At 70.0% G+C, this 25,146-nt stretch carries 26 protein-coding genes; 15 read left to right on the forward strand and 11 right to left on the reverse strand.

Annotation, left to right across the window (positions count from 1 at the left end):
* Window positions 1-43 precede the first annotated feature (43 nt).
* On the reverse strand, window positions 44-232 hold the full coding sequence (locus tag K4L06_RS22780; RefSeq protein WP_343225736.1) for a hypothetical protein: 189 nt from the start codon (window positions 230-232) through the stop codon (window positions 44-46).
* Window positions 181-1,623 carry an MFS transporter gene (locus K4L06_RS06875; RefSeq protein ID WP_343225737.1) on the reverse strand — a complete coding sequence of 481 codons (1,443 nt, stop codon included), beginning with the start codon at window positions 1,621-1,623 and terminating at the stop codon, window positions 181-183. Before K4L06_RS06875 ends, K4L06_RS22780 begins: the two co-directional genes overlap by 52 nt.
* A gap of 116 nt (window positions 1,624-1,739) precedes the next feature.
* Between K4L06_RS06875 and K4L06_RS06880 the strand changes: the two genes are divergently transcribed.
* From K4L06_RS06880 to K4L06_RS06890, 3 genes are all read left to right on the forward strand, one after another.
* A complete protein-coding gene (locus K4L06_RS06880; protein ID WP_221670693.1) occupies window positions 1,740-2,642 on the forward strand; it encodes a LysR family transcriptional regulator in 903 nt (300 codons plus the stop codon).
* 133 nt (window positions 2,643-2,775) lie between these two features.
* A complete protein-coding gene (locus tag K4L06_RS06885; RefSeq protein ID WP_221670694.1) occupies window positions 2,776-3,669 on the forward strand; it encodes a lysozyme inhibitor LprI family protein in 894 nt (297 codons plus the stop codon).
* Window positions 3,670-3,723: 54 nt separating this feature from the next.
* Window positions 3,724-4,413, forward strand: coding sequence for a lysozyme inhibitor LprI family protein (locus tag K4L06_RS06890; RefSeq protein ID WP_221670695.1), 690 nt, complete (start codon window positions 3,724-3,726; stop codon window positions 4,411-4,413).
* A 97-nt stretch (window positions 4,414-4,510) separates the two neighbouring features.
* Here K4L06_RS06890 and K4L06_RS06895 read toward each other — a convergent pair whose 3' ends face one another.
* The 3 genes from K4L06_RS06895 to K4L06_RS06905 all read right to left on the reverse strand — a co-directional run bounded on the left by K4L06_RS06895 (window position 4,511) and on the right by K4L06_RS06905 (window position 9,162).
* Window positions 4,511-6,382 (reverse strand): M4 family metallopeptidase, encoded by a 1,872-nt coding sequence (locus K4L06_RS06895; protein WP_221670696.1) that lies wholly within the window; start codon window positions 6,380-6,382, stop codon window positions 4,511-4,513.
* 565 nt (window positions 6,383-6,947) lie between these two features.
* Entirely contained in the window at window positions 6,948-7,178 is a 231-nt protein-coding gene (locus tag K4L06_RS06900) for a hypothetical protein (protein WP_221670697.1), read from the reverse strand.
* A gap of 178 nt (window positions 7,179-7,356) precedes the next feature.
* On the reverse strand, window positions 7,357-9,162 hold the full coding sequence (locus K4L06_RS06905; RefSeq protein ID WP_221670698.1) for an SLC13 family permease: 1,806 nt from the start codon (window positions 9,160-9,162) through the stop codon (window positions 7,357-7,359).
* Window positions 9,163-9,284: 122 nt separating this feature from the next.
* Between K4L06_RS06905 and K4L06_RS06910 the strand changes: the two genes are divergently transcribed.
* Together K4L06_RS06910 and K4L06_RS06915 are read left to right on the forward strand one after the other, a co-directional pair.
* Window positions 9,285-10,451, forward strand: coding sequence for a PAS domain S-box protein (locus tag K4L06_RS06910; protein WP_255595004.1), 1,167 nt, complete (start codon window positions 9,285-9,287; stop codon window positions 10,449-10,451).
* Entirely contained in the window at window positions 10,444-10,878 is a 435-nt protein-coding gene (locus K4L06_RS06915; RefSeq protein WP_221670700.1) for a response regulator, read from the forward strand. Before K4L06_RS06910 ends, K4L06_RS06915 begins: the two co-directional genes overlap by 8 nt.
* A gap of 381 nt (window positions 10,879-11,259) precedes the next feature.
* Here the strand turns inward: K4L06_RS06915 and K4L06_RS06920 are convergent, their stop codons facing one another.
* Window positions 11,260-11,976, reverse strand: coding sequence for a 2OG-Fe(II) oxygenase (locus tag K4L06_RS06920; protein WP_221670701.1), 717 nt, complete (start codon window positions 11,974-11,976; stop codon window positions 11,260-11,262).
* 354 nt (window positions 11,977-12,330) lie between these two features.
* On the opposite strand from K4L06_RS06920, the gene K4L06_RS06925 reads away from it, so the two are divergent.
* From K4L06_RS06925 to K4L06_RS06955, 7 genes are all read left to right on the forward strand, one after another.
* Window positions 12,331-12,873, forward strand: a complete 543-nt coding sequence (locus K4L06_RS06925; protein ID WP_221670702.1) for a hypothetical protein — start codon at window positions 12,331-12,333, stop codon at window positions 12,871-12,873.
* The gene (locus tag K4L06_RS06930) at window positions 12,870-13,505 is read left to right on the forward strand and encodes a hypothetical protein (protein ID WP_221670703.1); all 636 of its coding nucleotides are present in this window, start codon (window positions 12,870-12,872) and stop codon (window positions 13,503-13,505) included. Before K4L06_RS06925 ends, K4L06_RS06930 begins: the two co-directional genes overlap by 4 nt.
* Window positions 13,506-13,556: 51 nt before the next feature.
* The gene (locus K4L06_RS06935) at window positions 13,557-14,324 is read left to right on the forward strand and encodes a hypothetical protein (RefSeq protein ID WP_221670704.1); all 768 of its coding nucleotides are present in this window, start codon (window positions 13,557-13,559) and stop codon (window positions 14,322-14,324) included.
* 68 nt (window positions 14,325-14,392) lie between these two features.
* A complete protein-coding gene (locus K4L06_RS06940; RefSeq protein WP_221670705.1) occupies window positions 14,393-15,211 on the forward strand; it encodes a hypothetical protein in 819 nt (272 codons plus the stop codon).
* A gap of 78 nt (window positions 15,212-15,289) precedes the next feature.
* On the forward strand, window positions 15,290-16,018 hold the full coding sequence (locus K4L06_RS06945; protein ID WP_221670706.1) for a C39 family peptidase: 729 nt from the start codon (window positions 15,290-15,292) through the stop codon (window positions 16,016-16,018).
* A 117-nt stretch (window positions 16,019-16,135) separates the two neighbouring features.
* Entirely contained in the window at window positions 16,136-16,789 is a 654-nt protein-coding gene (locus K4L06_RS06950; RefSeq protein WP_221670707.1) for a hypothetical protein, read from the forward strand.
* Between the two features lie 71 nt (window positions 16,790-16,860).
* Window positions 16,861-18,162, forward strand: a complete 1,302-nt coding sequence (locus tag K4L06_RS06955) for a hypothetical protein (RefSeq protein ID WP_221670708.1) — start codon at window positions 16,861-16,863, stop codon at window positions 18,160-18,162.
* Between the two features lie 158 nt (window positions 18,163-18,320).
* Here the strand turns inward: K4L06_RS06955 and K4L06_RS06960 are convergent, their stop codons facing one another.
* From K4L06_RS06960 to K4L06_RS06975, 4 genes are all read right to left on the reverse strand, one after another.
* A complete protein-coding gene (locus K4L06_RS06960) occupies window positions 18,321-18,548 on the reverse strand; it encodes a hypothetical protein (protein ID WP_221670709.1) in 228 nt (75 codons plus the stop codon).
* Window positions 18,549-18,618: 70 nt separating this feature from the next.
* A complete protein-coding gene (locus K4L06_RS06965) occupies window positions 18,619-20,073 on the reverse strand; it encodes a sigma-54 dependent transcriptional regulator (protein ID WP_343225738.1) in 1,455 nt (484 codons plus the stop codon).
* 186 nt (window positions 20,074-20,259) lie between these two features.
* A complete protein-coding gene (locus tag K4L06_RS06970) occupies window positions 20,260-21,303 on the reverse strand; it encodes a class 1 fructose-bisphosphatase (RefSeq protein ID WP_221670711.1) in 1,044 nt (347 codons plus the stop codon).
* Between the two features lie 77 nt (window positions 21,304-21,380).
* A complete protein-coding gene (locus K4L06_RS06975; RefSeq protein WP_221670712.1) occupies window positions 21,381-21,869 on the reverse strand; it encodes a hypothetical protein in 489 nt (162 codons plus the stop codon).
* A gap of 219 nt (window positions 21,870-22,088) precedes the next feature.
* Between K4L06_RS06975 and K4L06_RS06980 the strand changes: the two genes are divergently transcribed.
* Together K4L06_RS06980 and dinB are read left to right on the forward strand one after the other, a co-directional pair.
* Window positions 22,089-22,541 (forward strand): hypothetical protein, encoded by a 453-nt coding sequence (locus K4L06_RS06980; protein ID WP_221670713.1) that lies wholly within the window; start codon window positions 22,089-22,091, stop codon window positions 22,539-22,541.
* Between the two features lie 47 nt (window positions 22,542-22,588).
* A complete protein-coding gene (gene dinB, locus K4L06_RS06985) occupies window positions 22,589-23,725 on the forward strand; it encodes a DNA polymerase IV (protein WP_255595007.1) in 1,137 nt (378 codons plus the stop codon).
* Between the two features lies 1 nt (window position 23,726).
* On the opposite strand, the gene K4L06_RS06990 is transcribed toward dinB, so the two are convergent.
* Window positions 23,727-24,254 (reverse strand): GNAT family N-acetyltransferase, encoded by a 528-nt coding sequence (locus tag K4L06_RS06990; RefSeq protein WP_221670714.1) that lies wholly within the window; start codon window positions 24,252-24,254, stop codon window positions 23,727-23,729.
* Between the two features lie 224 nt (window positions 24,255-24,478).
* On the opposite strand from K4L06_RS06990, the gene K4L06_RS06995 reads away from it, so the two are divergent.
* Window positions 24,479-25,144: a response regulator transcription factor gene (locus tag K4L06_RS06995; RefSeq protein ID WP_221670715.1), complete on the forward strand. Its 666-nt coding sequence runs from the start codon at window positions 24,479-24,481 to the stop codon at window positions 25,142-25,144.
* Window positions 25,145-25,146 lie beyond the last annotated feature (2 nt).

Raw genomic sequence — 25,146 nt, forward strand, 5'->3', positions numbered from 1 at the left:
CCGCGATAGGCCGCGATAGGCCGCGACCGGGCTCCGGCCGGGATCAGGGCGCGTCGGCGCAGATCGGGCCGACCGGGGGCGCGGCTTCCGCCTCCGCGGCCGGCTCGTGCGCCGAGGCGTCGCCGAGCAGGACGTACGACAGCCCGGCGATCGCCGCGGTCAGCGCGGCCAGGGCATACATCAGCCAGGCGAACGCGCGCTCGTAGCCCTGGCGCAGCGCGACCGCGTCCACTCCCCTCCCGGCAGCAGCGCCTGCGCGCGCGCCGCATCGCCGGTGGCCAGGCGTTGCGCCGCTTCGCCCAGCGCCGCGCCGGCGCCGGGCGCGAGCGCCTGCAACCGCCACTGCAGCAGACCGGCCAGGGCCGCGGCGACCACCGCGATGGCGATGCCTTCGCCCGACACCCGGCTGGCGCCGAACACGCCGGCGGCCATGCCGGCGCGTTCTTTCGCCACCACGCTGATCGCCAGGCCGTCCATCAGGCCCCACGGAATCGCCGAACCGGCGCCGATCAACAGCAGCGGCGCGACCCAGTCCGCGCCGCCGCCGTGGCCGGCGATCGCGCCCAGCCAAACCAGCCCGGCCGCGGCCGACAGCAGGCCGGCCGCGCACAACACGCCGGCGGCGATGCGATGGCTGAGCAGCGCCGCCGCGAACGGCACCAGCAGCATCGGCGCCGACAACGCCATCATCAGCGCGCCGGCTTCGATCGCGCTGTAGCCGTGCAGGCCGATCAGCCGCATCGGCAGCACGATGATCAGGGCCAGGTAGGCGAAGCCGGTGCCGATCGGCAGCAATTGCGCGCCTACGAAGCGCGGCAGGCGGAACAGGCTGAGGTCGAGCATCGGCCGCGTCGTGCGGGTTTCCACCCGCACGAACAGCGCCAGCAGCAGACCCGCCGCGCCCAGGGCCGCAAGCACCCAGGGATCGGACCAGCCGCGTTCCGGCGCCAGCAGCACGCCGACGGTGAGCGCGGCCAGCATCGCGGTGGAACTGAGGCAGCCCGGCCAGTCCAGCCCGCGCGCGTCGGGATCGCGCGACTCGCGCATGCGCGGCACGCCGAACGCGCTGGCCAGCACCGCGATGACGAGACTGGACAGGAACACCGCGCGCCAGCCCTGGCTTTGCACCAGCCAGCCGGCGAGGCTGGGACCGAATGCCAGGCCGATGCCGAACGCGGTGCCGAGCAGGCTGAAGGCGCGGATCCGCGCCGGGCCGTGGAATTCCTGCGACAGCGCGGCATTGCCGCCGGCCAGGGCCAGCGCCGCGGCCACGCCCTGCAGCAGGCGCAGCAGGTTCAGCGCCAGCAGGTTCGGCGCCAGCGCCAACAGCAGCGACACCAGGGCGTAGGCGACGATGCCGGTGGCGAACACCCGCTTGCGGCCGTAGCGGTCGGCCAGGCTGCCCGCGGCCATCAGGCAACTGCCGAAGGCGAGCATGAAGGCATTGGTGATCCAGTTCAGCGCCACCGGGCTGCCGCCGAGTTCGGCGGCGATGGCGGGAATGGCGACCGGCGGGCCGGTGAAACTCAGCGGCAGGACCAGGCCGGCGAGGCTGACGGCGCCCAGGACCAGATAGCGATCCAGGCGTCCGGCCGGGCGGTCGGCGGAAACGGAAGCGGACATGAGGCGGGGCCGAGCGGGGCGTTACAGCCTAGATGCGCCGTAATATCGGAAAAACAGGCGGTCGATCCGCACTTTGTGGAACAATTTTCCGTAATCGATCGCTCAGGATTCCCGCCATGGACAAACTCGGCAGCCTGCTCGCCTTCGTGCGTACCGCCCAGACCCGCAGCTTCGTCGGCGCCGGACGCCTGCTCGGCCTGTCGTCTTCGGCGGTCGGCAAGAGCGTGGCCAAGCTCGAACAGCAGCTCGGCGTGCGCCTGCTCCAGCGCAACACCCGCAACGTGCGCCTGACCGAAGAGGGCCAGGCCTTCTACGAACGCTGCCGGCCGCTGCTGGACGAGCTGGAAGAAGCCGAGGCGATGCTGACCCACGCCATGCAGGCGCCGCGCGGGCGCCTGCGCATCGGCCTGCCGACCGCCGGCTACCGGTTCCTGATGCCGGTGCTGGAAGCGTTCCGCCGCCAGCATCCCGAGGTGCTGCTGGACCTGGACTTCAACGACCAGTTGGTCGACGTGGTCGAGGGCGGCTTCGATGCGGTGATCCGCAGCGGCGACATGCCCGACTCGCGGCTGCGCGCGCGCCGCTTGGGGCCGTTCTGCTTCATGCTCTGCGCCGCGCCCGACTACCTGCAGCGCCGCGGCGAACCGCGCCGGCCGGTCGAGCTGGAAGCGCACGACTGCATCCACTATCGCTTCGCCAGCAGCGGCAAGATCCAGGAGTGGTCGTTGCGCCTGGAGCCCGGCGAGTCGCCGCCGCACCTGCCCTCGGCGCTGGTGTGCAACAACATCGAGGCGGCGGTATCGGCGGCGGTGCACGGGCTGGGCATCGTCTACACCACCGATTTCATGGTCCGCGAACTGCTCGCCGACGGCCGCCTGCGCCGGGTGCTGCCGGGCTTCGAAGCCCAGCGCGGGCAGTTCTGGGCCTTGTGGCCGGAGCATCGGCTGATGTCGCCGAAGCTGCGGGTGTTCCTGGACTTCATCGGCGAGCGGCTGTTCCGCCATCCGCCGGTGGCCTGAGCCGCGCGGCTGGCGCCAGCCGCCGCGGCCGGACGACAATGCCGCACGCCGCGGGCCGGATCGTCGCCCGCGCAGGAAGCGGCGGCTGCGATCGCGCGCCGCCATGGGATTCATCGCATCGAAAGGATTTCGCATGCTTCGTCTGTCTCCGTTGCATAGGTGTTCGTTCCGTCCGTACGCGTTGCGTTGGTGTTCGGCCGCCGTGCTGAGCCTGGTCCTGTCCGGTGCGGCGGCCGCCACCACCGCGCCCGGTTTCGATTGCCGGCAAGCGCACCGCGCGGTCGAGCGGCGCATCTGCGCCAGCGCCGAGTTGTCGCAGCGCGATGCCGAGCTCAATCGCCTGTACCGGCAGATCCAGGCCGAAACCGCCGGCGTCGACGGCGACAGCGGCCGCCGCATCGACCCGCTCGCGGCCGGCCAGGCCGCCTGGCTCGCCGAGCGCGATGCCTGCGCCGACGAAGCCTGCCTGGCGCGCGTTTACGACCGGCGCATCGCCGCGCTGCGTCGCGACTGGGCGCAGGCGCTGGAGGCGCCGGCCACGTCTGCGACGACCATGTCCGCGCCGGCCGCATCGGCGTCGCCCTACCGCTACGAGCGCCACGGCGATTTCGAGGTATTCATCGACGACTTCCGCCGCGCGGTCGCCGCCGACGATCGCGCCGCGGTCGCGCGCATGAGCGCCCGGCCGTTCGCCGACTACGCCACCGGCCTGAGCTGCGTGAACGTCGAGGACGGCTGCTCGGCGCAGGAGCTGCGCGTCAGCCGCAGCAGCCTCACCGCGGACGAGTTCCGCGCCAAGTACGAACGGGTGGTGTCGCCGGTGATGCGCAAGGCGCTGCGCGAACGGCGCATCCGCGCCTACGACCCGGCCGTCGACGAGTCCCGCGACGAAGGCGGCGAGGTCGAGGTGGTCGGCCCGATCGCGCCGGGCGAGTACCTGCTCGAGAACGAGGACCACTTCGAGGAGCGGGTGTTCCGCAAGATCGACGGCGCCTACAAGCTCGCGCGCGTGCCGTTCTATCCCTGAGCCGCCGCCATGGATACGACGACTTCGGAACGTCGCTGCGGCAGGCGCGGCTGGATGGGCCGCGCCCACCGGATGATCGCGCTCGCCGCGGCGCTGGCGGTGCTGCCGCCGTCGGCGCCGGCGGCCTCGCCCTCGTTCGATTGCAAGCGGGCGCGAACGCCGAGCGAGAAAGCGATCTGCGCGCAACCGCGCTTGGCGCGGCAGGACGCGCGCATCGCCCAGTTGTACCGACAGCGGCGGCAAGCGCTGGAGGCGAAGGGCGGCGAAGCCTTGACGCGCGACCAGCGTTACTTTCTCGACGTGCGCGAGCGGGTTTACGCGCTGAGCACCGACGACGGCGGCGCGCCCGGCCTGGAGCGCCTGCAACGCCGCCGGATCGAGTTTCTCGAAGCGATCGACATCGCGCCGAGGCGCGGCCCGGCCGGTCGCTGGGGCAACCTGGAGAGCGAGGCGCAGGTCGAGGCGCGCGACGGCGGATGGCAGATCGTCGTGTCCGGCGCCGAACCGATCACCGCGCGCTGGCTGTGCGAGTACGACGGCCGCGCGATCGCCGCCGGCGGGGAATGGCGGTCCGACGACGTCGAGTACCGGCGCCGGCTGAGCCTGCGCCGCGACGGCGCCTTGTTGACGCTCGAGGACGGGCCGCTCGGCGCCGACGGCGACCGCGGTGCGACGCCCTACTGCGGCGCCAACGGCAGCGTCGACGGCGCCTACCTGCCGTTGCGCGCGGCCGCATCGCCTTAGCGCCAGCGCGTCCGGCAACGGCCGGACAAGAAAAAACCCCCGTCCTCATGGACGGGGGCGCAAAGACAGCCAATCAGCGCGTTGACACGGGTAGATCTCAGCTCTTGCAGCTCAGGCCCTTGGAGCCTTCCGGCAGCGGCACGGCCACCGCTTCCCAGGCGCAGGCCACGGTCTTGACTGCGCTGGCCTTGAGCAGGCCCTTGTCGACCAGGTCCTGGGCGGCGTTCTGGGTCGCTTCGCGCGCCTGCGGGTAGCTGGACTGCGAGGTCAGGTACAAGGTGTTGGCGCGGTACCAGATCTGCCCGGCGGTGTTCGGCGTCAGGCCCTTCAGGCCGGTGGCGCCGTTGCAGACCAGGTCGGCCGGCAGCAGGGTCTTGCGGTGCGACTTGGGCACCTTCTGGCCTTCGGCGAGCAGGTAGAAGAAATGATTGCCGACGCCGGAGGTGTAGTGCGGGTCTTCCTCGGTGAAGCCGCCGGCCGGATAGCAGTCGAACGAACCGCTGCCGTCCTCGGCGACGTCGAGGCTGGGCTTGAACATGTAGCGCAGCGGCTTGCCGTCCAGCATCACGTTCTCGCCGATCAGGTAGTCCGGCGGATCCTTCGGGCTGTTGTCGAAGAACTCGACCAGGGTGCCGTGGATGTCGGAGGTGGCTTCGTTGAGGCCGCCGGCATCGCCGGAATAGGCCAGGTTCGAGGTCGCCTGGGTCACGCCGTGCGACATCTCGTGGCCGGCCACGTCCAGCGCCACCACCGGGTTGGAAATGCCGTAGTCGCCGTTGCCGTAGACCATGCGCTTGGCTTCGCCGTCCCAGAACGCGTTGGTGCCGCCGGCGTCGATGAAGTAGAAGATGGTGAAGGTGACGTTGACGAAGCTCTGCACGCCCTTGTTGTCGCCGAAGATGCCGACCCGGTCGTAGAGCTTCTTGTAGTAGTCCCAGGTCTTGGACACGCCGTAGTGCGCTTCCACCCCGGTGCGCTCGATGTTGGACATCTGCTCGTTGCCCCACAGATTGTCCTTGTCGAACATCGGCGGCGCGCTGAAGTCGCCGCCGCCGAAGTACAGGTCGACCACGGTGCCGCCGGTGTTGTGCAGGGTGCCGCCGCCGCGCTTGTCGTCGCGCAGCAGGAAGCCGGCGCCGCGGCCGTCGCTTTCCTCGGCGCCGACCTTGCTGGTCGAGATCGCGACCTTGCCGCGGGTGATGGTGTAGCCCTGCCCTTCGACCGACTCGGCGCTGTAGATGCGGCTGTCGCGGCCGAGCAGGCTGCCGTCGCCGGCGTCGACGTAGATCAGGTCGTGGACCGGGCGCTCGAACTTGTTCAGGCCGCGGAAAGTCACCTCGTAGGCCAGGCGCGGCTGGTTGTCCTTGGCGAAGTACACCACGCGCGAACTCGGCGTCTGCATGAAGCGGCCGGCGAAATGCACGCCGGCGTCGGCGATGGCCTGGCCGGCGGACAGCTTCGGCGTCGGTGCGGTGCCGCCGCCGAGCTGCAGGTCGAGGCTGCGGCTGACCGAACGCAGCAGGCCGTCCTTCATGTGCGCGACCAGGTCGCCGCCGATCACCGGCAAGCCCTGGTAATTGCGGTCGAAACGCACGTGCTGGCTGCCGTCGGCTTCGACCACCAGGTCGCGCGGGCGGTACTGCTCGGCGTCGACCGCGTCGCGGCTTGCCTGCATGCCGGCGGTGCCGGCTTGGCGGATTTTCTCGGCTTGCAGCAGGTCGCGCGCGCGCACCACCAACGGGTGCGTCTGCAGCCGATCGGCGGGCGTGGCGCCTGAGCGGGCCGGGGCCGCAGCGAAAGCGGAGAACGCGCGCGGCGTTGTCGCGGCGGCGTCGGCATTCGCGGTCTGCGCCGAATGCGCGGCGTTGCCGGCGCCGGCCAGACCGGGCGCGCGATCGCTGCCGTACTGCGTCGCCACCCAGGCGGTGGCGGTGGAACCGGTGATCGCCAACAGGATTGAGGCGGTCAAGATACGTTGCTTGCTGGACATGCAGTTTCTCCGAGTCGTAGACGAAATAAGGAAAAGACCAGCCAATGCCCGTTGCGCGAACGCGCAAACGCGGTCGCGTAACGGGGTCGTGCACGTAAGGCGAAGGTCTTGCATGCCGCGAACGGGGGCGTCGCACAGCGGCGGCGCCTGTTCTTGAGCCCCTCCCCATAGCTTCGAACGCGCGCCGGCCGCGCTCCCCTACCCGAGCGACGCCGAGTCGAAGCGATGAATTCTCGAAATGGGATCGGCGTCAGAGTGCGGACGCGCGCAGCGATCGGATCGTCTCGACGGAAACGGCTAGGGCTGCGTAAGATCGATGCGTGAAGACCGGTGGCTCTCTGTAGGAGCGGCGTCAGCCGCGACAGACGAGGCGATGAAATACCACGTTCCGCTCCGAAGCCAGGTCATCGGCCGTGGTGGAAGTATCAGCCTATGCCCGGACTTCGGGTGGCGGCGCTCGCGTACCGCTGCGGTGGGTCGCGGCTGATGAGCGCAGGAAATCCCGTGGGACTCCGCACTCCGCCAATGCGATGAGCGAATGCGCTCAGGCCGGCGACGGCATGATGTGCGACAGATAGACCCGCTCGTCCTCGAAGATCCGGATCGCGATCGGCCGGCGCAGCTGCATCGACAGGTGGAAGGCTTCGGCCTTGGCGGCGGCCGAAGCCGCGGCGGCGTCGCCATAGCGTTCGTCGGAGACCTCGCAGGCCAGGCGCCGACCCTGGTAGTCGCGTTCGCTCAGTTGCACGGTGTAACGCTTGGCCGCGTGGTTCATCCGTCCCCGTCCTTCGTTCCGCCGCGCGACCGGCATGGCGCCGCGCACCGCGCAGCAGGCGCGGCGCGGCTACCTTGGCCGAAGCCGGCGGCCAAGGCTCTCAGGAGAGCGCGCGCCGTGGGGTCAGAAATTTCCTACTTGCGGCTAGGATTCGCGCCCCGACGCGAAGTCCGTCGCACTATCCCGACAGCGGCCACAGCGGTCCGTCCAGCCACAGCCAGCGCGCCATCCAGGCGCAGACCAGAGCGATCAGCGCGGTCAGCGGCAGGCCGATGCGCAGGAAATCGGCGAAGCGATACTGGCCCGGGCCGAGGATCAGCAGATTGCCGTGGTGGCCGATCGGGGTCAGGAAAGCGACCACCGCGCCGAGCGCGGTGCAGACCACGAACGGGGTCGGCGGCAGGCCCAGCGACTGTGCCAGCGAGACCGCGATCGGACCCAGCAGCACCGTGGTCGCCGCGTCGGACAGGATCTGGGTCAACAGCGCCGCCACCGAAAACATCACCAGCAAGATCGCCAGCGGCGACCAGTGCGAGATCAATTCCAGCATCGCCCGGGCCAGCAGCTGCGCGGTGCCGGTCTGCTCCATCGCCACGCCGAGCGGGATCACCCCGGCGATCATCACGAAGATGCGCACGTCGATCTCGCGATACGCCTGCTCGACGTCGACGCAGCGCGTGGCCACCATCGCCACCGCGCCGAGCAGGAAGGCCAGCGGCGCCGACAGCCATTCGGTGGCCGCGGCGACCACGGTCGCGGCCAGGATCGCCAGCGCCAGCGGCGCGCGCACGCGCCGGCGCGCTTCGCCGGCGAACGGCACCAGCATCAGGAAGCCGTGGTGCGCGGCGAGTTCGGCGAACCGCGACGGCCGGCCCCACAGCACCAGCAGATCGCCTTCGCGCAGCCGCGCATCGGCCAGGCGCGGCGCGACTGCGCCCTGGCGCCGCCACAGGCCGGCGATCACCGCGTTGAAGCGGCGGGCGAAGTCCAGCTCGCGCACGCTGCGGCCGATGAATTCCGAACCCGGCGCGATCACCGCCTGGACCAGCTGCGGCTCGCCGTCGCCGTCGCTGCTGACCCGCTCGCCGAAGCGGGCGATGGCGTTGAGATCCAGGCCGGCGTCGTCGTGCAGCGAGGCCAACGCGTCGGCCGAGGCTTCGACCAGCAGCACGTCGCCGCTGATCAAGGGGCTGCTCGGGCCCAAGTCCTGGCGGCGCTGGCCGTCGCGCAGCCAGCCGGTGAGGACGAAGCGGTCGCCCAACGCTTTCTGCAGTTCCGCCAGCGGCCGCGTGCTCCAGCGCGAGCCTTCGACGATCAGCAACTCGGTGCGGTAACGGTCCAGGCGCAGATAGCCGTCGTCGCCGTGGTCGCCGCCGCGCTTGGGCAGCAGCCAACGCGCGAGCAGCATGTAGACCACGCCGACCGCGACCAGGGCCAGTCCGATCGGAGTGATCGAGAAGATGCCCAGGCCCGGCGAGCCCGAGCGTTCGATCAGGTTGTCGGCGAGCAGGAAGGCCGGTGCGCTGACCAGGGTCAAGGTGGTGCCCAGCGAGGCGGCGAACGACATCGGCATCAGCAGGCGCGAGGCCGACAGGCCGCGCGCCTTGGCGAAGCGGGTCAGGATCGGCAGCATCATCGCCGTGACCATGACGTGGTGGGTGAACGAGGACAGCGCCGCCACCGCCGGCATGGTCACCGCGATCGCCCGCTGCTCGCTGTGGCCGGCGGCCTGGGCGATCCATTGTCCCAAACGTTCGGTGATGCCCGTCGCAGCCAGGCCGCCGGAGATCACGAATACCGCCGCGACGATGATCGCCGGCTCGCTGGCGAAGCCCGACAAGGCCTGCTTGGCGTCCAATACCCCGGTGATCACCAAGGCCAGCAGGGTCAGCATGGCGGTGATGTCCACGCGCAGGCGTTCGCTGACGAACAGATACAGCGCACCGGCGAGTATCAGCAGAAAAACGATCTGTTGAAGGTCCATCGCGGCATTGTCGGCGAACCGGCCGTGACCGTGCCGTGGCGGCCATCCACCCTCCCGTCACGGTTGCAGCCGTTACACTTCCGGGTCACCACACCCGAGCCTTTCGTTCGCCGACCGCCCCGATGAGTCCGTCGCCCGCCCCGAAACCCGCCCACCCAGCGGGGGACGACCGCTTCCGCCAGGCGATGACGGCCTCGAACATCGGCATGGCGATCGTCTCGCTCGAAGGCATCTGGCTCGAGGTCAATCCGGCCCTGTGCGCCCTGCTCGGCTACCGCATCGACGAACTGCGCGGCCATCACTACAGCGAAGTGACCCACCCCGACGACCTGGAGATCAGCCGCAACCTGGTCGCGGCCCTGGTCAACGGCAGCCTGGCCTCGGTCGACGAGCACAAGCGCTATCGGCACCGCGACGGCAGCGACGTGTGGGTCCAGCTCAACATCGCGGTGATGCGCGACGAAGACGGCGCGCCGCAGTACTTCATCTCGCACATGCGCGACATCCGCGGCGAACGCGCCGCCGGCCTGGCGCTGAGCGCGCGCGCCGAAGCCAACGGCGCGGCCCTGGACGCCAGCCAGCGCCAGTTGCAGTTGTTCGCCGACGCGGTCTCGCACGACCTGCGCGCGCCGCTGCGTTCGATCGAAAGCTTCTCGGCGCTGCTGCACGAGCGCGCGGCCGAGCGCCTGAACGAGACCGACCGCGACTATCTGGCCCGGATCCGCGCCGCGGCCTCGCGCATGACCAGCCTGCTGGCTGCCTTGAACGAACTCTCGCACGCCACCCGCACCGAGTTGCGGCGCGAGGCGGTCGACCTGAGCCTGCTCGCCGACTGGGTCGGCGCCGAACTGCAGGACGCCCACCCGGCGCATCGCGCGCAGATCCAGGTCCAGCCGGGCCTGCAGGTCGAAGGCGACGAGCGCCTGCTCAAGCTGATGCTGACCCAGCTGCTGCACAACGCCTGGAAGTTCTCCAGCCAGGGCCTGGCGCCCGGCGAGGCGGTGCGGATCGAAGTCAGCGGCACGGTCGAGAACGGGCGCCTGAGCCTGTCGGTGCGCGATCACGGCTCGGGTTTCGACATGCGCTATGCTCATAAATTATTCGAGCCCTTCCAGCGCCTGCACGGGCCGGACCAGGGCGGCGGTCACGGTTTGGGCCTGGCGATCGCGCAGCGCATCGCCGAACGCCACGGCGGCCGGCTGCGCGCGCAGTCGCAAACCGAGGCGGGCAGCACGTTCATCGTTGAATTGCCGGTCGTCGCGGCCGGCGGGGAAGACGCATATGCATAAGGAAATCCTGCTGGTCGAAGACAACCCCGACGACGTCGAGCTGACCCGGCTCGCCTTCGACGAGGCCAAGATCGCCAACAGGCTGGTGGTGATGGGCGACGGCGCCGAGGCGCTGGATTACCTGTTCGCCCGTGGCCGCTATTCCGATCGCGACCCCCACGACCTGCCTTCGATCGTCCTGCTCGACCTCAACCTGCCCAAGGTCGACGGTCGCGAGGTGTTGCAGGCGATCCGCGCCCACGAACCGACCCGGACCCTGCCGGTGGTGGTGCTGACCACCAGCACCGAGCCCTTCGACGTCGAGGCCAGCTATGCGCTGGGGGTCAACAGCTACATCCAGAAGCCGGTCGACTTCGAGCAGTTCGTCTGGGCGGTGAAGCAGGTCGGACTGTACTGGCTGGTGCTGAACCATCCGCGGCATCCGTGATGCGGGCGGTGCTGGCTCATGGCGGCAGCTAACAGCAACGGCTAACAGCAACGGCTAACAGCAAATCCCCCCTGGCCCGTCCGGCCAGCAGGCATAGCCTGCTGGCGTTCGATCGTGCGCGAACCTGCGGTTCGCAAGCGCACGCTCTCACCCTTTTTCAAAGGGGGAACGTCTGGGGAGCCCGTCTGGTGCTCGCGACGATTCGCCCGTTGCGCCGGGCGAGGTCCACGACGATTCGTGCGTTGCGATCGGGCGATGCCCACGACACTTGGCCCCCTTTGAAAAAGGGGGCAGGCGCCTGCGGCAGCGCCTGTGCCGGCGTCGTGGCGGCGCCGGGGGATTTGCTTCTGGCGTGCCGGCGAGCAGCGCGCCGTGCCCGCCTCACTTGCCGCCGAACAACCGCTCCGCGCGCTGGAACAGGATCCAGCTGGTGGCGATGTACTTGTCGCCGCCCTTGGGCCGGTTGCCGCGATGAGTGTGGGTGAACGCCGCCGGGGCGATCAGCAGGTCGCCGGCGCGCGGGGCGATCTTGCGCTGCTGGTAGAGGAATTCGGTCTCGCCTTCCTCGAAGCCGTCGTTGAGGTAGATCGTCCACAGCACGTGCCGGTGCAGGGTCTCCGCGCCCTGATCGCGCGGGTACAGCTCGCAATGCCAGTACGGGTAACCGCCGCGGTCGGCGGTGTAGCGCTGCAGGTTGATCGCGCCCGGACGGAACACGGTCTGGGCGATCGGCGCCAGCGCGTTGTCGTCCATCTGCGCCATGCGCTCGGGCGTGAGCCGGTGGCGCTTGCCGTCGGCCGAGGGCGCTTCCAGCATCAGCGGCGCGATCATGGTGTGCGGGTAGCGGCGCAGGTACTGCAACAGGCCGCGGAACACCGCCAGGTTGAGCGCGATCTCGATGTCCTTCCAACCCTCGCGGTTGGTGATGGTGAGGTCGCGGCTGTCCTTGAGGTCGGGCATCACGCCGCCGCCGACCCGGCCGGGTTCGCTGTCGCGGCTGGCGTCGAAGCGGCGCACCAGGTCGGCGCATTGCTCGCGGCTCAGCGCTTCGGGATAGACCTCGATGAAGTCGGCCGGGGCATCGATCGTCGCGGACATGGCTGTTCGGGGCTGGACGGGAGCGCCATCCTCGCACGGGCGCAAGGTTGCAAAGAAGCAACGCCCGCCGCCGCCGCCGCCATCCGACCCTGCGATGCGCGCGCAAGCCTGATTTGACGCGGTTTTGATCTTGCTGAGCGAGTCGCGGACAGCTCGCTGACTCCAGCCACCGCCGTCGAGCCCGGTAACGCCCGCGCAACGTTTCCTTTCCGTTAATCCAAGGCGCAGCCATCACCCGGCAGAAATTTCTTGCCGATTCAGACGCTTGCGAGGTTGGCACGACTTTAGCGTCAAGCCCGTCACCACCGGCCCGCCATGCGGCCGTCGCGACCACCGTCGCCTTGGGGAATCGCCATGCACGCCCGCTGCTCGTCCGATCGGAGTTCGTCGCATCGTCGTCTGCGCTTTGCGCTGGCCTGCGCCGGCGCGGCACTGGTACTGGCGGCCGGAACCGTCCGAGCGCAGGCGCCGGCCGACGAGCACCGCGACACCACCGTGGTGGTCGCCCGTACCGTCCACCCGCGCATCGCCTATCGCGCCCTGCCGGCCCAGGACAACCCGATCCACACCGAGGCCACCACATTCCCGGGCCAGGTCTTCCACGGCACCCTCGACCGCTCGCTGTCGCCCCTGGTCGACGACGCCGAGCTCGGCCAACATGGCTCGACCGGACTGAGCCCGATGGCGGCCACCCGGCAGTTGAACGACCTGCTGGTGCCGGCCGACGCGATCGGCGGTCCGGCCGGCCAGCGCAGCATGCTCGGCGCGTCCGCCGCCACTCCGATGGGCCCGACCGCGAGCGTCGGCGGCGCGGTCACCAGCGCCACCGCCGGCATCGGCGACCTGGTCACCGGCAGCGTGATGCAGGCGCTGTCGCCGCAGGGGAACGGGCGATGAGCGCGCCGCGCACCCGCGCCGAGCGCATCGCGCCGCTGTGGCTGGCGGTATGCCTGCTGGCGACCGCGGTCGCCACCGACACCCGCGCCACCGAGCCGGCCGCCACGCGCGATCAAGCGCGCATCGAAGCCGGCGCCGGGCAACGCCTGCAGGGCCGCGCCGCGGTCAACCAGGCTGCCGGCAGCGGTCAGATGCAGGCCAATCTGGCGACGATCGCGCATGCGCCGAACGGCCTGGCCCTGGCGGACGCACAGATCTCCCAACACGGCACCGCCGGCGCCGCGCCGGCGCGCGATGCGCTCGCCCGCATCGAAGCCGGCGCCTTCGCCGATGCGCGCGGCCTGTTGTCGCTGAATCAGAGCGCCGGCGCCGGCAACGCGCAGGCCAACCTGTTTGTGGTCAGCGCCGGCGCGGTGGTTTCCGGCCTCGACGACGACGTGCTTGCCGACGTCGCCGGCGCCGCCTCCGCGCCGGCCGGTCCGGCGGCCGCCTCCGCGAACCTGCGCGAGGCCTCGATCGCCGAAGGCGCCTTCCACGGCGGCCACGGCGTGCTGCAAATCAACCAGACCGCGGGGGCCGACAACGCGTCGGCCAACGCCATTGTGCTCCGACTGCCCGGGGGCCTTCCTTAGAACAAAGCGGCAGACACCAAGGCAATACCCACCATCACCAGGAGAGAGGCCATGAAAGTCCATTTCACCCTGCTTGCCCTCGCACTCGGCGTCGCCATCGCCGCCCCCGCCTATGCCGAAGGCGACGATGCCGATATCTACAGCAACACCAGCGTCAGCAACCGCATCGGCGTGTGGGGCGGAGCCAAGGTCCGCGGCAAGATCTACATCAAGTCCGAATCGGCCGCGACCGTCGATCAGGACCAGACCACGCTGGGCAACTCCTCCTGGGGCGACGGCGATCACGACGCTCATCTCGGCGGCAGCGCGCTGTCCGACGCACAGGGCAACATCGGCGCCAACGTCGCCGCTGGCGTCGGCAACACCCAGGCCAACGACACCGCCCTGTCCGCGGTCGACGGCGAAAAGGTGTTCGCATCGGCGATGACCTTCAACAGCCAGGCCTCGGCCGGCAACTTCGCCTACTCGGGCGTGGACGACACCTACTACAGCGCCACCCTCGACGGCGACGCGCTGTCCAACGCCAAGGGCAACATCGGCGTGAACGTGGCCGCGGGCGTCGGCAACGCACAGACCAACGCGATGGCCGCCTCGGTCAACAGCTCCGGCCGCATCGCCAAGGCCGCGTCCGACAGCGAGCAGACCACCTTCCTCAACGAGCTCGCCGCCGACTGCGATCTGGACACCTTCGCCACCCTGGCCGGCAGCGCGCTGTCGGGCGCGCAGGGCAACATCGGCGCCAACGTCGCCGCCGGCGTCGGCAACCTGCAGCACAACGGCCTGTCGATCGCGACCGCTTCCTGCGGCAGCTGCGATTGATCCGCGCGCGGCCGCGGCCAGATCGGGCCGCGGCCGTTCCGCTCCAGGCACCGCTACGGAGAACCGTTATGAAACTTCACCACACCCTGCTCGCCATCGCGCTGGTTTCCAGCCTGGCGCTGCCGGTCTGGGCCGAAGGCGACGACGCCGACATCCATAGCTCGACCCGCGTCAGCAACGACATCGACGTGCACGGCCGGGTCAAGGTACGCGGCAAGATCAAGATCGCTTCCGAATCGGCCGCCACGGTCGATCAGGACCAGACCACCGAGTACAACCTGTCGCTCGGCGACGGCGATCACGACGCCCATCTCGGCGACGACGCGCTGTCCGACGCGCAAGGCAACATCGGCGTCAATGTGGCCGCCGGCGTAGGCAACGTGCAGGCCAACGACACCGCCCTGTCGGCGGTCGACGGCGGGAAGGTTTTCGCCTCGGCGATGGTGTTCAGCAGCCAGAGCGCGAGCGATAACTACGCCACCACCAACACCGACCACACCTACTACAGCGCCACCCTGGACGGCAACGCCCTGTCCGCCGCCAAAGGCAATATCGGCGTGAACGTGGCCGCGGGCGTCGGCAACGCGCAGAGCAACGCGATGGCCGCATCGGTCAACAGCTCGGGCCGCCTGGCCCTGGCCGTGGCCGACAGCGAGCAGAGCGCGATGTCCAATCTGCTCGACAGCGAAGGCCGGCGCATCAGCCTGGACCTGTACGCCACCCTGGGCGGCAGCGCCCTGTCCGGCGCGCAGGGCAACATCGGCGTCAACGTCGCCGCCGGCGTCGGCAATCTGCAGCACAACGGACTGTCGATCGCCACCGCCTCCTGCGGCGCTTGCGCGCCTCCGCCCCCGCCGCCCTCGTGCGGCAGCGGCTGCGGCGATTGAGCCGCAGCGCGATCCGCGACGGTCGCCCCCGGCCGTCGCGGATCGATTCCTCCACACGCATCGACTTATTCCGCCGCCATGAACCAGCCGTTCCGCCCGATCGCCGTCTGCCTCTGCGTCCTGCTGGCTGCGGGCGCAGCGCATGCGCAGTCGCCCGGCGAACGCAGCGTGCCGGTCGACGTCACTCGTCTGGTCGGCAACGGCGCGGTGCCCGGGATCAAGCCGATGCGGACGATGCGCGATCTGCGCTATCGCGACCTGCTGCAGCAGCGCTACGACTTCAGCTGCGGCTCGGCGGCGCTGGCCAGCCTGCTGCATTACGGCTACGGCCTGGACGTCAGCGAGGCCGAGATGATCAAGAAGATGATGGTCGGGGTCGATCCGAAGGAAGTGGTGCGCAACGGGTTCTCGATGCTGGACATGAAGCGTTACGTCTCCAGCATCGGCATGCGTGCGCACGGCTTCCGGATCGAACCCGACGCGCTGTACCGCTTGCAGATGCCGGTGATCGCCCTGCTCGATCTGAAGGGCTATCGCCATTTCGTGGTGGTCAAGGGCGCGGCCGGCGGACGGGTGTTCGTCGCCGATCCGGCGCTCGGCCACCGGGTCATGTCGGAAGCCGATTTCGTCCGCGGCTGGAACGGCATCGTGCTCGCGGTGGTCGGCGACCGGCCGATGCGCGCCGATTCCTATCTGGTCAAGCACCGCAGCTCGCCGGCGTTGGAGCGCCGGGTGGACGCGCTCGACCGCGCCACCACCCCGCCGCGAGTGGTCGAGTTCGGCCTGGTCGTTACCGATCTGTTCTGACACGCAGGATGCGTACCGATTGCGAGGTGCCCGATGAACTGTCCATCCCCCTGTGCCATGTTCGCGGCCCTCGTGGCAGCGGCGGCCGCGGTCCAACCTGCGGCCGCCCTGCCCCCTTTGAAAGTCGACCTGGTCGATGAAGCGACCCTGGCGACGATCAACGGACGGTACTTCGGCGCGCAGATGCTGGTCGGCCTGCGGATAGACCTGGTCTCCAGCCTGCACACGCCGCAGCAAGGCCTGGCCAGCGCCCGCGGTTCGATGGTGGTGCAGCGCGAAGGCGGCGGCTTCTCGGTGCAGGTCGACGCGCGCAGCCAGGCCGAAGCCGGTTCCGGACTGCCCGAGGCGACGCCGGCGACCGCCAGCGGCGCCGAGCAGGTATCGGTACAGGGCATCGGCCAGATCGCGCAGATCGCCGGCGACCGCAACCGTCTGTCGAACCTGACCCGGATCGGCTTCGTCGACAGCGTCGACGCCAGCGGCTTCAACGGACAGACCCAGGCTGCTTCCAGCGCCGGTCCGATGACCGCGCAGGTGACCTTCCTCGACGGCGGCGTGCAGCTGGGCGTCGCCGGTGCGGGCGCCGGCCTGCAGCAACGGCTGGATCCGGCCGGCGGCGGCATCGTCCAATTCGGTCGCATCGCCGGCAACGACCTGACCGGCAGCAACAGCCTGCAGTTGCAGTTCGTAAGCGCTCCTGTCGCGCCGCAGCTGAGCCAGCAACTGGGCCTGCAACAAGCTTTGGAAAGCCTGCGCGCGCTGCCTCGCTGAGCGCTCCCTCTCCTCTTGCCACGGACGCCGAGACCATGCGCCCAGCCTTAGCACCCTTGTCGGTCGCGCTCATGCTCGCGATCGCGTTTCCGGCCGTCGCCGACGAATCGGACGACGGCCCGGCCCTATCCCTGCACCAGCGCATGCTCGAAATGAGCCGCGAACTGGCTACTCAGCGCGCCGAGATCGAACGCCTGCGCCAGCAGGTCGACGAGATGGAACTGAGCCAGCGCGGGCGCGGCCTGAGCGGCGAGGCCTCGATGCAGGACAACGCGGCCAAGGTCGCGCGCACGGTGGCCGAGGAGGCCCAGCGCAAGGCCTCGGCCACCGCCACCGACGAGGAGGCCCGGGTCGCGCAGAGCGCGCAGGACGGCACGGTGCAGATCGGCCAGACCCAGCGCGACGAGGACGCCCAGCGGCGCGAGCAGGAAAAGGCCCTGGTGGTGCGCGAGCATGCGCCGCTGTTCCAGCGCAAGTTCACCTTCGACGCCGGCTTCAGCTACAGCTACTACGACCGGCGCCAGCTCGCGCTCAGCGGCTTCCTGGCCCTGGACGCGATCTTCCTGGGCAGCATCAACCTCGACCAGACCAAGGCCACTGTCGGCACGCTGGAACTCACCGGCCGCTACGGCCTGACCGACCGGCTCAGCGTCGAGGCCAGCGTGCCCTACGTCTACCGCGACTCGCGTTTCGTCAGCGGCGGCGCCGGCGGCGCCTCCAGCGTGGTAAGCGAAGTCAGCCTGCGTTCGCAGGGGCTCGGCGACGCCAGCGCCGCGGTGTACTACCAATGGGTCAAGGAATCGCCGCGCTGGCCCGACATCGTCACCAGCCTGCGCGTGCGTGCGCCGACCGGCCGCGATCCGTTCGGGCTCAAGCTGATCCAGCCCGACGACGACAACAACAACCTCAACATCCCCGAGGAGCTGCCGACCGGTTCGGGCGTGTGGAGCGCAACCTTCAACGTATCGGCGCTGCGCACCTACGACCCGGTGATCCTGTTCGGCAACATCGGCTACACCTACAACCAGCCGACCGACTTCGACGACATCTCGCCGGTGATGGAGCAGGTGTCGCCGGCCGAGGTCGCCTTGGGCAACACCATCCAGCTCAGCGGCGGCCTGGCGATCGCGCTCAACGACCGGTCGGCGATCAGCTTCAGCGTCGCCACCGCGCAGACCGGCGCCACCCATACCACCGCGCCGGGCGGTCCCAAGCGGCGCGTGCCGGGCAGTTCCAGCAACAGCACCACGCTCAACATCGGCGCCAGCTACGTGTTGCCGTCGGGATGGACCCTCAACGGCCAGCTCGCCGCCGGACTGACTCCGGACGCGCCGAACTTCGTGTTCTCGATGCGCGGTTCCAAGTCGTTCTGAGCCGAGGCGTCGCAAGGGGGAAGACAGGGGAGAACAGGGGATAGCGCCGCGGGGCGGCGCAACCGACCGATCGGGTTTCGCGCTGCAGCGCCGTTCCGGCGCGGGCGCCGGGGCGAAGGTGTGAGGCTTTCGCCCTGTTTTTTGTCCGTTCCCGGCGCTCAGGCGGCGCGCTCGGGGCCGTCGTCGTCGACGCTGCCCTGCTCGAAGCGGGCTTGAATGGCGCGCACCCGCACCCGGGTCGATTCCAGCTCGCCGGCGGCGGCGCGCATCGCGGCGATCGGATCGTCGATGCCGAAGCGGCGGTGCAGGACCTTGCGTTCGCGTTCGTTGAGCCCGGCGAACAATTCCATCAGCCAGGCATTGAGTTCTTCGTCGTGCTCGCTCATGGCCGCACTCGGTGATGGCGCCGAAGCGACGCCGCGAATGGGATGGGAACCGGAGGTTCGGGCAGCCGGTTCAGGCGGGTTGAGCGTCCTGCTCGGCGTCGTCTTCGCCGCTGCGCATGCCCAGCTTCAGCATCAGCCGGTACAGCGTCACCCGCGATACGCCTAGTTCGCGCGCCGATTCGCCCAGGCGCTGGCGATTGCGCTTGAGCGCTCGCTCGATCGCTTCGCGGGTGGCGACGTCGCGGGCTTCTTCCAAGGTCATCGGCCGCTCCGCGGCCGCGTCGCCGATGCGCAGGTCGGCGGCGGTGATATAGCGCCCTTCTGCCATGACCACGGCCTGGCGTACGCGGTTGATCAGCTCGCGCACGTTGCCGGGCCAGGCATGGCGCTGCATGGCCTGGCGCGCGCAGGGCGAGAAGCCCTTGAAGCCACGTCGGCCTTCCTGTGAATAGCGGCGCAGGGCGTGGTCGGCGAGCAGGTCGATGTCGGCGCCGCGCTCGCGCAACGGCGGCATCTGCATGCGCAGCACGCACAGGCGGTGATACAGATCGGCGCGGAACCGGCCGGCCGCGACCGCAGCGTCGAGATCGTGGTGGGTCGCCGAAACGATGCGCGCGTCGACCCGGATCGGAGTCTGGCCGCCGACCCGCTCGATGGTGCCCTGTTCGAGAAAGCGCAACAGCGAGGTCTGGCTGTCCAGCGGCAGGTCGCCGATTTCGTCCAGGAACAAGGTGCCGCCGTGGGCCAGCTCGATCCGGCCGAGCTTGCGTTGCTGCGCGCCGGTGAAAGCGCCGCGCTCGTAGCCGAACAGCTCGGACTCGACCAGGTTGTGCGGGATCGCGCCGCAGTTGATCGCTACGAAAGGCGCACGGCTGCGCGAGGAATGCCGGTGCAGGGCCATCGCCGCCAGTTCCTTGCCGGTGCCCGTTTCGCCGGCGATGAACACCGGCGCATCGCTGCCGGCGGCCTTGCCGAGCATGCGGCACAGGGTGCGCACGCCCTCGCACTCGCCGATCATGCCGTCGACGTGATGGTGTTCGGCGCCGCGGTATTGGCCGCAGGACAGCGCCGCCATGCCGTGGCCGTGGCCGATCACTGTGTGCAGCACCGCCTCGGGGCAGGGCAGGGTGACGTAGTCGTAGCAGTAGTCGCGGATCAGCCGCCGCACCAGCGCGTCGCCGAGCTGCTCGGCGTGGATGCCGGCGATCCAGCCCGCGTTGGGCGTGGTCAGGGCGGAGCTCAGTTCGCTGAGGTCGCGGGCGCTGAAGCCTTCGCGCAGATCCACCAACACGGCGTGCGCGGTATGCGGACTGGCGTGCAGCATGCGCATGACCGCTCGCGCGTCGGCGGCGCGGCGCAGGCTCCAGCCCAGCCCCCGCAACGCGGTCAACGCGTGCATGCGCCCGGCCCCGCCGGGACTCAAGTACAACAATTCGCGCGGGCCTTCCGCTGCCGCACCCAATGGCGGCGGCAAAGTCATGGCCGCTTGGCGACCCCCCAGGTCGCGCTGTGCGTGATTCGACATCGCAGGTTCCCCACCGGCGCGAGCGCGCCATGAACTACCGCAAGTCTCTATGTAAACGAAGATAGCAACCGATTGCGGACAGTGTGATATCCGTCCGATATACGGTAAAAAATTTGTGGTATACGGCGAACCGGGTGGGGCCCCGGTTCACCCGTTCAGCGCGGAAAACCAAGCTTGGACCCGCGCTTAGCCCTGTTCAGCGTCGTAGTCGAGGTGATAGCGCACCGCCGTTTCGACCTCGCGCTTGCTGCCCAGGAACACCGGCACGCGCTGGTGCAGGCCGGTCGGCTGCACTTCCAGCATGCGCTGGCGGCCGGTGCTGGCGGCGCCGCCGGCCTGTTCGACCAGCAGGCTCATCGGGTTGGCCTCGTACATCAGCCGCAGCTTGCCGCCCTTGTCGGCGCACTTGGCGTCGAGCGGATAGCTGAAGATGCCGCCGCGGGTCAGGATGCGGTGCACGTCGGCGACCATCGACGCCACCCAGCGCATGTTGAAGTCCTTGCCGCGCGGGCCTTCCTTGCCGATCAGCAGGTCGGCGACGTAGCGCTGCATCGGCGGCTGCCAATGGCGCTGGTTGGACATGTTGACCGCGAATTCCTTGGTGTCTTCGGGAATCTTCATGTCGCGCGTGGTCAGCACGAAGCTGCCGACCTCGCGGTCGAGGGTGAAGGCGTGGGTGCCGTGGCCGATGGTCAGCACCAGCATGGTGCTGGGGCCGTAGGTGGTGTAGCCGGCGCAGACTTGCTCGGTGCCGGGCTGGAGGAAGTCCTTGTCCTCGGCCTGGGTCACGCCGTCGGGCGCGCGCAGCACCGAGAAGATGGTGCCGACCGAGATGTTGACGTCGATGTTGGACGAGCCGTCGAGGGGATCGAACAGCAGCAGGTAGTTGCCGCGCGGGTAGACGTCGGGAATCGGATGCGAGGTGTCCATCTCTTCCGAGGCCAGGCCGGCGAGGTGGCCGCCCCAGGCGTTGGCTTCGAGCAGGATCTCGTTGCTGAGCACGTCGAGCTTCTTCTGCGCCTCGCCCTGGATATTGCCCGTGCCGGCGTCGCCGAGCACGCCGCCGAGGGCGCCCTTGCCGACCGCGATCGAGATGGTCTTGCAGGCGCGGGCGACGACTTCGATCAGCAGGCGCAGGTCGGCGTTGATGCGGCCGGCGCGCTGTTCTTCGATCAGGTAACGGGTCAGGGAGATGGCGGAGCTGGGGCTGGGCGTGGGTACGGCGGACATGGGCTCGGGGCGGTGGCGGCGAGGGGCGCCATTGTCGCCGATGCCGGGCCGCGCGGCGCCTCGCCGCCGGCCCGCGTTCAGCTCGGGCGCAGGCCGTCGGCCTCGCGGCGCAGGTGGCGCTCGGTCACGCCGAAGGCATGGGCGACCTCGCGCAGGCTGCGGCCGCTGCGGATCGCGGCGCGGATGCCGACCCGGCGTAGGCCGACGAACACGCCCCAGGCCGAGGGAATCTCGATGGTGCCGGCGGCGCTGGCGCGATCGAGCAACTGGCGATGGGTCAGCGGATCCAGCGCCAGGCCCATGCGCGAGGAACAGGCGGCGCGGCCGCGCGGCAGGTACAGCCGGCGCCCGCCGTGACGGTGCACCAGCCCCAGCATCGCGCCGAAGCCGGCCTTGCCGGCCACCTCGGCGGCGACCCACGGCAGCGAGGCCAACACCTCGATGTGATGCTCCTCGCAGAACCGGCACAGCGACTCGAACTCGGGCGAGTCCGGCTCGGGCAGGCCGGCGAAGCAGGGTTGCGGGGCGCGCGAGGCGTCGCTGTGCAGAGTCAGTACGAAGTTCATGTCCGGCAGAACGCAGCGGCGCCGTATTCGTGAAGCGATGCGCGCGGCGGCGATCGCGGTTTGCGCCCTGCGGCGGCTGTACGGCTGCGATCGTCGCCCGCGCTGGGGAGGCGATCCGCATGTCGCCGCCGTCGCCGCGTCGCTACAAGTCGGACCTGCGGCGTCGTGCCGCAACGGGAGGCCGCTCCCGATCACGCGGTGCTACAGGAGAACACCGACATGCCCTATCAGATCTTTCAATGGAACGCCGACCCGCTGGCCATCCCCGAGCGCTACTGGGCCAGTGCGCAAGGCGTGCCGCCGGAGGGCGGCGACGTGGTCGACACGGTGCGCTTCACCCAGTTCACCTCCTGCATCGGCGTCCTCGCCAGCAGCGGCGAGGGCGAGGACACGCAGGTGGTCGGCATCCATCTGTCGTTGATGGACGCGAACGACAACTGGTTCGATATCGGCGCGGCGCAACAGGTCATGGCCGTGCTGGCGAACTATCCGGACAATCGCTGGATCGTCGGCCAGACCACGATCTGGGAGGACACCGATCCGGTCAGCGCCGCCTACCAGTACCTGGTCGACCAGATCGGCGAAGCCAACTACCTGTCCGCCGACGACGGCATCTACTCCGGCGCGATCAACCAGGTCGACGAGCTGGAAGCCCGCTACGTCGCAGCCTGAGGCCGCGCCGGCGCTACCATGGCGGCGTCGCCCGACGCCACGCCGCCTTGCTTCCGACCGCCGCCACCGCCGAATCCGCGCCGCGCCGTAAAGTCCTGCACATCGACATGGACGCGTTCTACGCCTCGGTCGAGCAGCGCGACGACCCGGCCTTGCGCGGCCGGCCGGTGGTGGTGGCCTGGCGCGGTGCGCGCTCGGTGGTGTGCGCGGCCAGCTACGAGGCGCGCAAGTTCGGCGTGCGCTCGGCGATGCCGGCGGTGCGCGCCGAGCGGCTGTGCCCGCAGGCGGTGTTCGTGCCGCCGGACTTCGTCCGCTACAAGGCGGTGTCGCGCCAGGTGCGCGAGATCTTCGCCCGCCACACCGACCTGATCGAACCGCTGTCGCTGGACGAGGCCTACCTGGACGTCACCGCGACCAAGACCGGCCTGCCCTCGGCCACCGCCACCGCCGAAGCGATCCGTGCCGCGATCCGCGAGGAGACCGCGCTGACCGCCTCGGCCGGGGTCGCGCCGAACAAGTTCCTGGCCAAGATCGCCTCCGACTGGAACAAGCCCGACGGCCTGTTCGTGATCAAGCCGCACCAGGTCGAGGCCTTCCTGGCGCCGCTGCCGGTGGGGCGCCTGCCCGGGGTCGGCAAGGTGATGGAGCGCAAGCTGGCCGAACTCGGCGTGGCGGTGGTCGCCGACCTGCGCGCGCTGGGCGCGTTGGCGCTGGAGCAGCGCTTCGGCCGCTGGGGCAGGCGCCTGCACGAACTGTCGCAGGGCATCGACGAGCATCCGGTCGAGCCGGAGCGGCCGACCTTGCAGATCTCGTCCGAGGACACCTTCGCCGAAGATCTGCCGTTGGAGGCGCTGGACGAGGACATCCGCCGCCTCGCCGAAAAGACCTGGGACGGCTACCGGCGCGAGTTGCAGCGCACCCCGGGACGGATCGCGCGCACCGTGGTGCTCAAGCTCAAGACCGCCGACTTCCGCATCCTCACCCGCAGCCTGACCGCTGCGCAGCCGCCGGCGGGTGCGGACGAACTGGCGCGGATCGCCGCCGCGCTGCGCGGCCGGGTCGAGCTGCCCGCGCAAACCCGCTACCGACTGGTCGGGGTCGGCTTGTCGGGGTTCGTGCGCGAAGACGAGGCCCCGCCGCAGTCGGACCTGTTCGACGATCGCGACCCGACGGCGGACGACTGAGTCAGGCCGCGGCGGGCTCTTCCATCCGCACCACGTAGCGCACCGCGTCCATCCGCACCGCGCGCAGCGGCGCGTCTACCTGGCGCGCGGCCTCGCTCCACAGCGGCGACTGGCATTGCAGATTCAGGCAGCCGAAGCGCTGCGCGGCCTCGCGCGCCTGGCGGAACAACTCGACCTCGATGCCCCGGTCGCGCCACGGCGCGCGCAGGTAGGGGTCGTCCAGGTGCAGGCAGTAGGCGCGTTCGAGCATCGAGAAGCCGGCGGTGGCGCTGGCGTAGCCCACCGCCTGGCCGTCGACTTCGGCGATCCAGGCCCAGGCGGCGTACGGCGGCTCGAACAGCACTTCCAGCAGTTCCAGCGCATCGCTGCGCGGCGGTCCGTAGGGGCGCCGTTCCAGCGCGCGCTGTTCGATGTGCTCCTGGCACAGCGCGATCAGCAAGGCGGCATCCTGGCGCTGGACGGGGCGGACCACCAGGCCGGCGGCGGCGTTCGCGCCGGAGGATTCGGCGGCGGCGGGCTGGGCTTTCATCGCGGGGGGCTCCTGAAAGGCGGGGACTGAAGGGGCGCAAGCGGGATTCGCCGACGGCCCGGGCGCAGCGGGCGCGGTAGCATCGGCGGCGAGCGCCGGACCTGCCGACCGCGGGCGCTCGGCCCGGACCAGGGCATCCTGCGCCCGGGCTTTTAAGAACTTTTTAATCGTGCCGGCGCACAGTGCGTCCGGTGGAGCGACGCAACGACGCAGACGGACGGAGCATGAAGATCCTGTTGGTGGAAGACGACGCCATGCTCGCCGAGGCGGTGCGCACCGGCCTGCGCCACGATGGCGGCCGGGTCGACTGGGTCGCCGACGCGCCGCTGGCCAAGACCGCGCTGGTCGATCACGACTACGACGCGGTGGTGCTCGACCTGGGCCTGCCCGGCGGCAGCGGCCTGAGCGTGCTGGCGACCCTGCGCAACCGCTACGACGCCACCCCGGTGCTGATCGTCACCGCGCGCGACAAGCTCAGCGAACGCATCGCCGGGCTCGACGCCGGCGCCGACGACTACATCGTCAAACCCTTCCAGCTCGACGAGCTGGGCGCGCGGCTGCGCGCGGTGATGCGGCGCAGCCAGGGCCGGGTGTCGCCGGTGCTCAGCTGCGGCAGCGTGGTGCTGGATCCGGCGCGGCGCCTGGTGACCCGCGACGGCGAACCGGTCGCGCTGAGCGGCCACGAGTTCCGCACCCTGATGCTGCTGCTCGAGCGCCAGGGTCGGGTGGTCACCCGCGAGCAACTGGAGGAAGCGGTGTACGGCAGCTCCGGCACGATCGAGAGCAATACCATCGCGGTCTACGTGCACCAGTTGCGGCGCAAGCTCGGCGAGCCGTTGATCGTGACCGTGCACGGCTACGGCTACCGCATCGGCGGCGGCCCGAATTGAGC

Origin of the sequence: Lysobacter sp. BMK333-48F3 (genome assembly GCF_019733395.1) — a bacterium.
Taxonomy (GTDB): Bacteria; Pseudomonadota; Gammaproteobacteria; order Xanthomonadales; family Xanthomonadaceae; genus Lysobacter.

Bases quoted from the DNA above. Each gene is read 5' to 3' on its own strand.
- K4L06_RS06875 (WP_343225737.1), bottom strand. From the start codon at position 1,623: ATGTCCGCTTCCGTTTCCGCCGACCGCCCGGCCGGACGCCTGGATCGC.
- K4L06_RS06880 (WP_221670693.1), top strand. From the start codon at position 1,740: ATGGACAAACTCGGCAGCCTGCTCGCCTTCGTGCGTACCGCCCAGACC.
- K4L06_RS06885 (WP_221670694.1), top strand. From the start codon at position 2,776: ATGCTTCGTCTGTCTCCGTTGCATAGGTGTTCGTTCCGTCCGTACGCG.
- K4L06_RS06890 (WP_221670695.1), top strand. From the start codon at position 3,724: ATGGGCCGCGCCCACCGGATGATCGCGCTCGCCGCGGCGCTGGCGGTG.
- K4L06_RS06900 (WP_221670697.1), bottom strand. From the start codon at position 7,178: ATGAACCACGCGGCCAAGCGTTACACCGTGCAACTGAGCGAACGCGAC.
- K4L06_RS06905 (WP_221670698.1), bottom strand. From the start codon at position 9,162: ATGGACCTTCAACAGATCGTTTTTCTGCTGATACTCGCCGGTGCGCTG.
- K4L06_RS06910 (WP_255595004.1), top strand. From the start codon at position 9,285: ATGAGTCCGTCGCCCGCCCCGAAACCCGCCCACCCAGCGGGGGACGAC.
- K4L06_RS06915 (WP_221670700.1), top strand. From the start codon at position 10,444: ATGCATAAGGAAATCCTGCTGGTCGAAGACAACCCCGACGACGTCGAG.
- K4L06_RS06920 (WP_221670701.1), bottom strand. From the start codon at position 11,976: ATGTCCGCGACGATCGATGCCCCGGCCGACTTCATCGAGGTCTATCCC.
- K4L06_RS06925 (WP_221670702.1), top strand. From the start codon at position 12,331: ATGCACGCCCGCTGCTCGTCCGATCGGAGTTCGTCGCATCGTCGTCTG.
- K4L06_RS06930 (WP_221670703.1), top strand. From the start codon at position 12,870: ATGAGCGCGCCGCGCACCCGCGCCGAGCGCATCGCGCCGCTGTGGCTG.
- K4L06_RS06935 (WP_221670704.1), top strand. From the start codon at position 13,557: ATGAAAGTCCATTTCACCCTGCTTGCCCTCGCACTCGGCGTCGCCATC.
- K4L06_RS06940 (WP_221670705.1), top strand. From the start codon at position 14,393: ATGAAACTTCACCACACCCTGCTCGCCATCGCGCTGGTTTCCAGCCTG.
- K4L06_RS06945 (WP_221670706.1), top strand. From the start codon at position 15,290: ATGAACCAGCCGTTCCGCCCGATCGCCGTCTGCCTCTGCGTCCTGCTG.
- K4L06_RS06955 (WP_221670708.1), top strand. From the start codon at position 16,861: ATGCTCGCGATCGCGTTTCCGGCCGTCGCCGACGAATCGGACGACGGC.
- K4L06_RS06960 (WP_221670709.1), bottom strand. From the start codon at position 18,548: ATGAGCGAGCACGACGAAGAACTCAATGCCTGGCTGATGGAATTGTTC.
- K4L06_RS06965 (WP_343225738.1), bottom strand. From the start codon at position 20,073: ATGTCGAATCACGCACAGCGCGACCTGGGGGGTCGCCAAGCGGCCATG.
- K4L06_RS06970 (WP_221670711.1), bottom strand. From the start codon at position 21,303: ATGTCCGCCGTACCCACGCCCAGCCCCAGCTCCGCCATCTCCCTGACC.
- K4L06_RS06975 (WP_221670712.1), bottom strand. From the start codon at position 21,869: ATGAACTTCGTACTGACTCTGCACAGCGACGCCTCGCGCGCCCCGCAA.
- K4L06_RS06980 (WP_221670713.1), top strand. From the start codon at position 22,089: ATGCCCTATCAGATCTTTCAATGGAACGCCGACCCGCTGGCCATCCCC.
- K4L06_RS06990 (WP_221670714.1), bottom strand. From the start codon at position 24,254: ATGAAAGCCCAGCCCGCCGCCGCCGAATCCTCCGGCGCGAACGCCGCC.
- K4L06_RS06995 (WP_221670715.1), top strand. From the start codon at position 24,479: ATGAAGATCCTGTTGGTGGAAGACGACGCCATGCTCGCCGAGGCGGTG.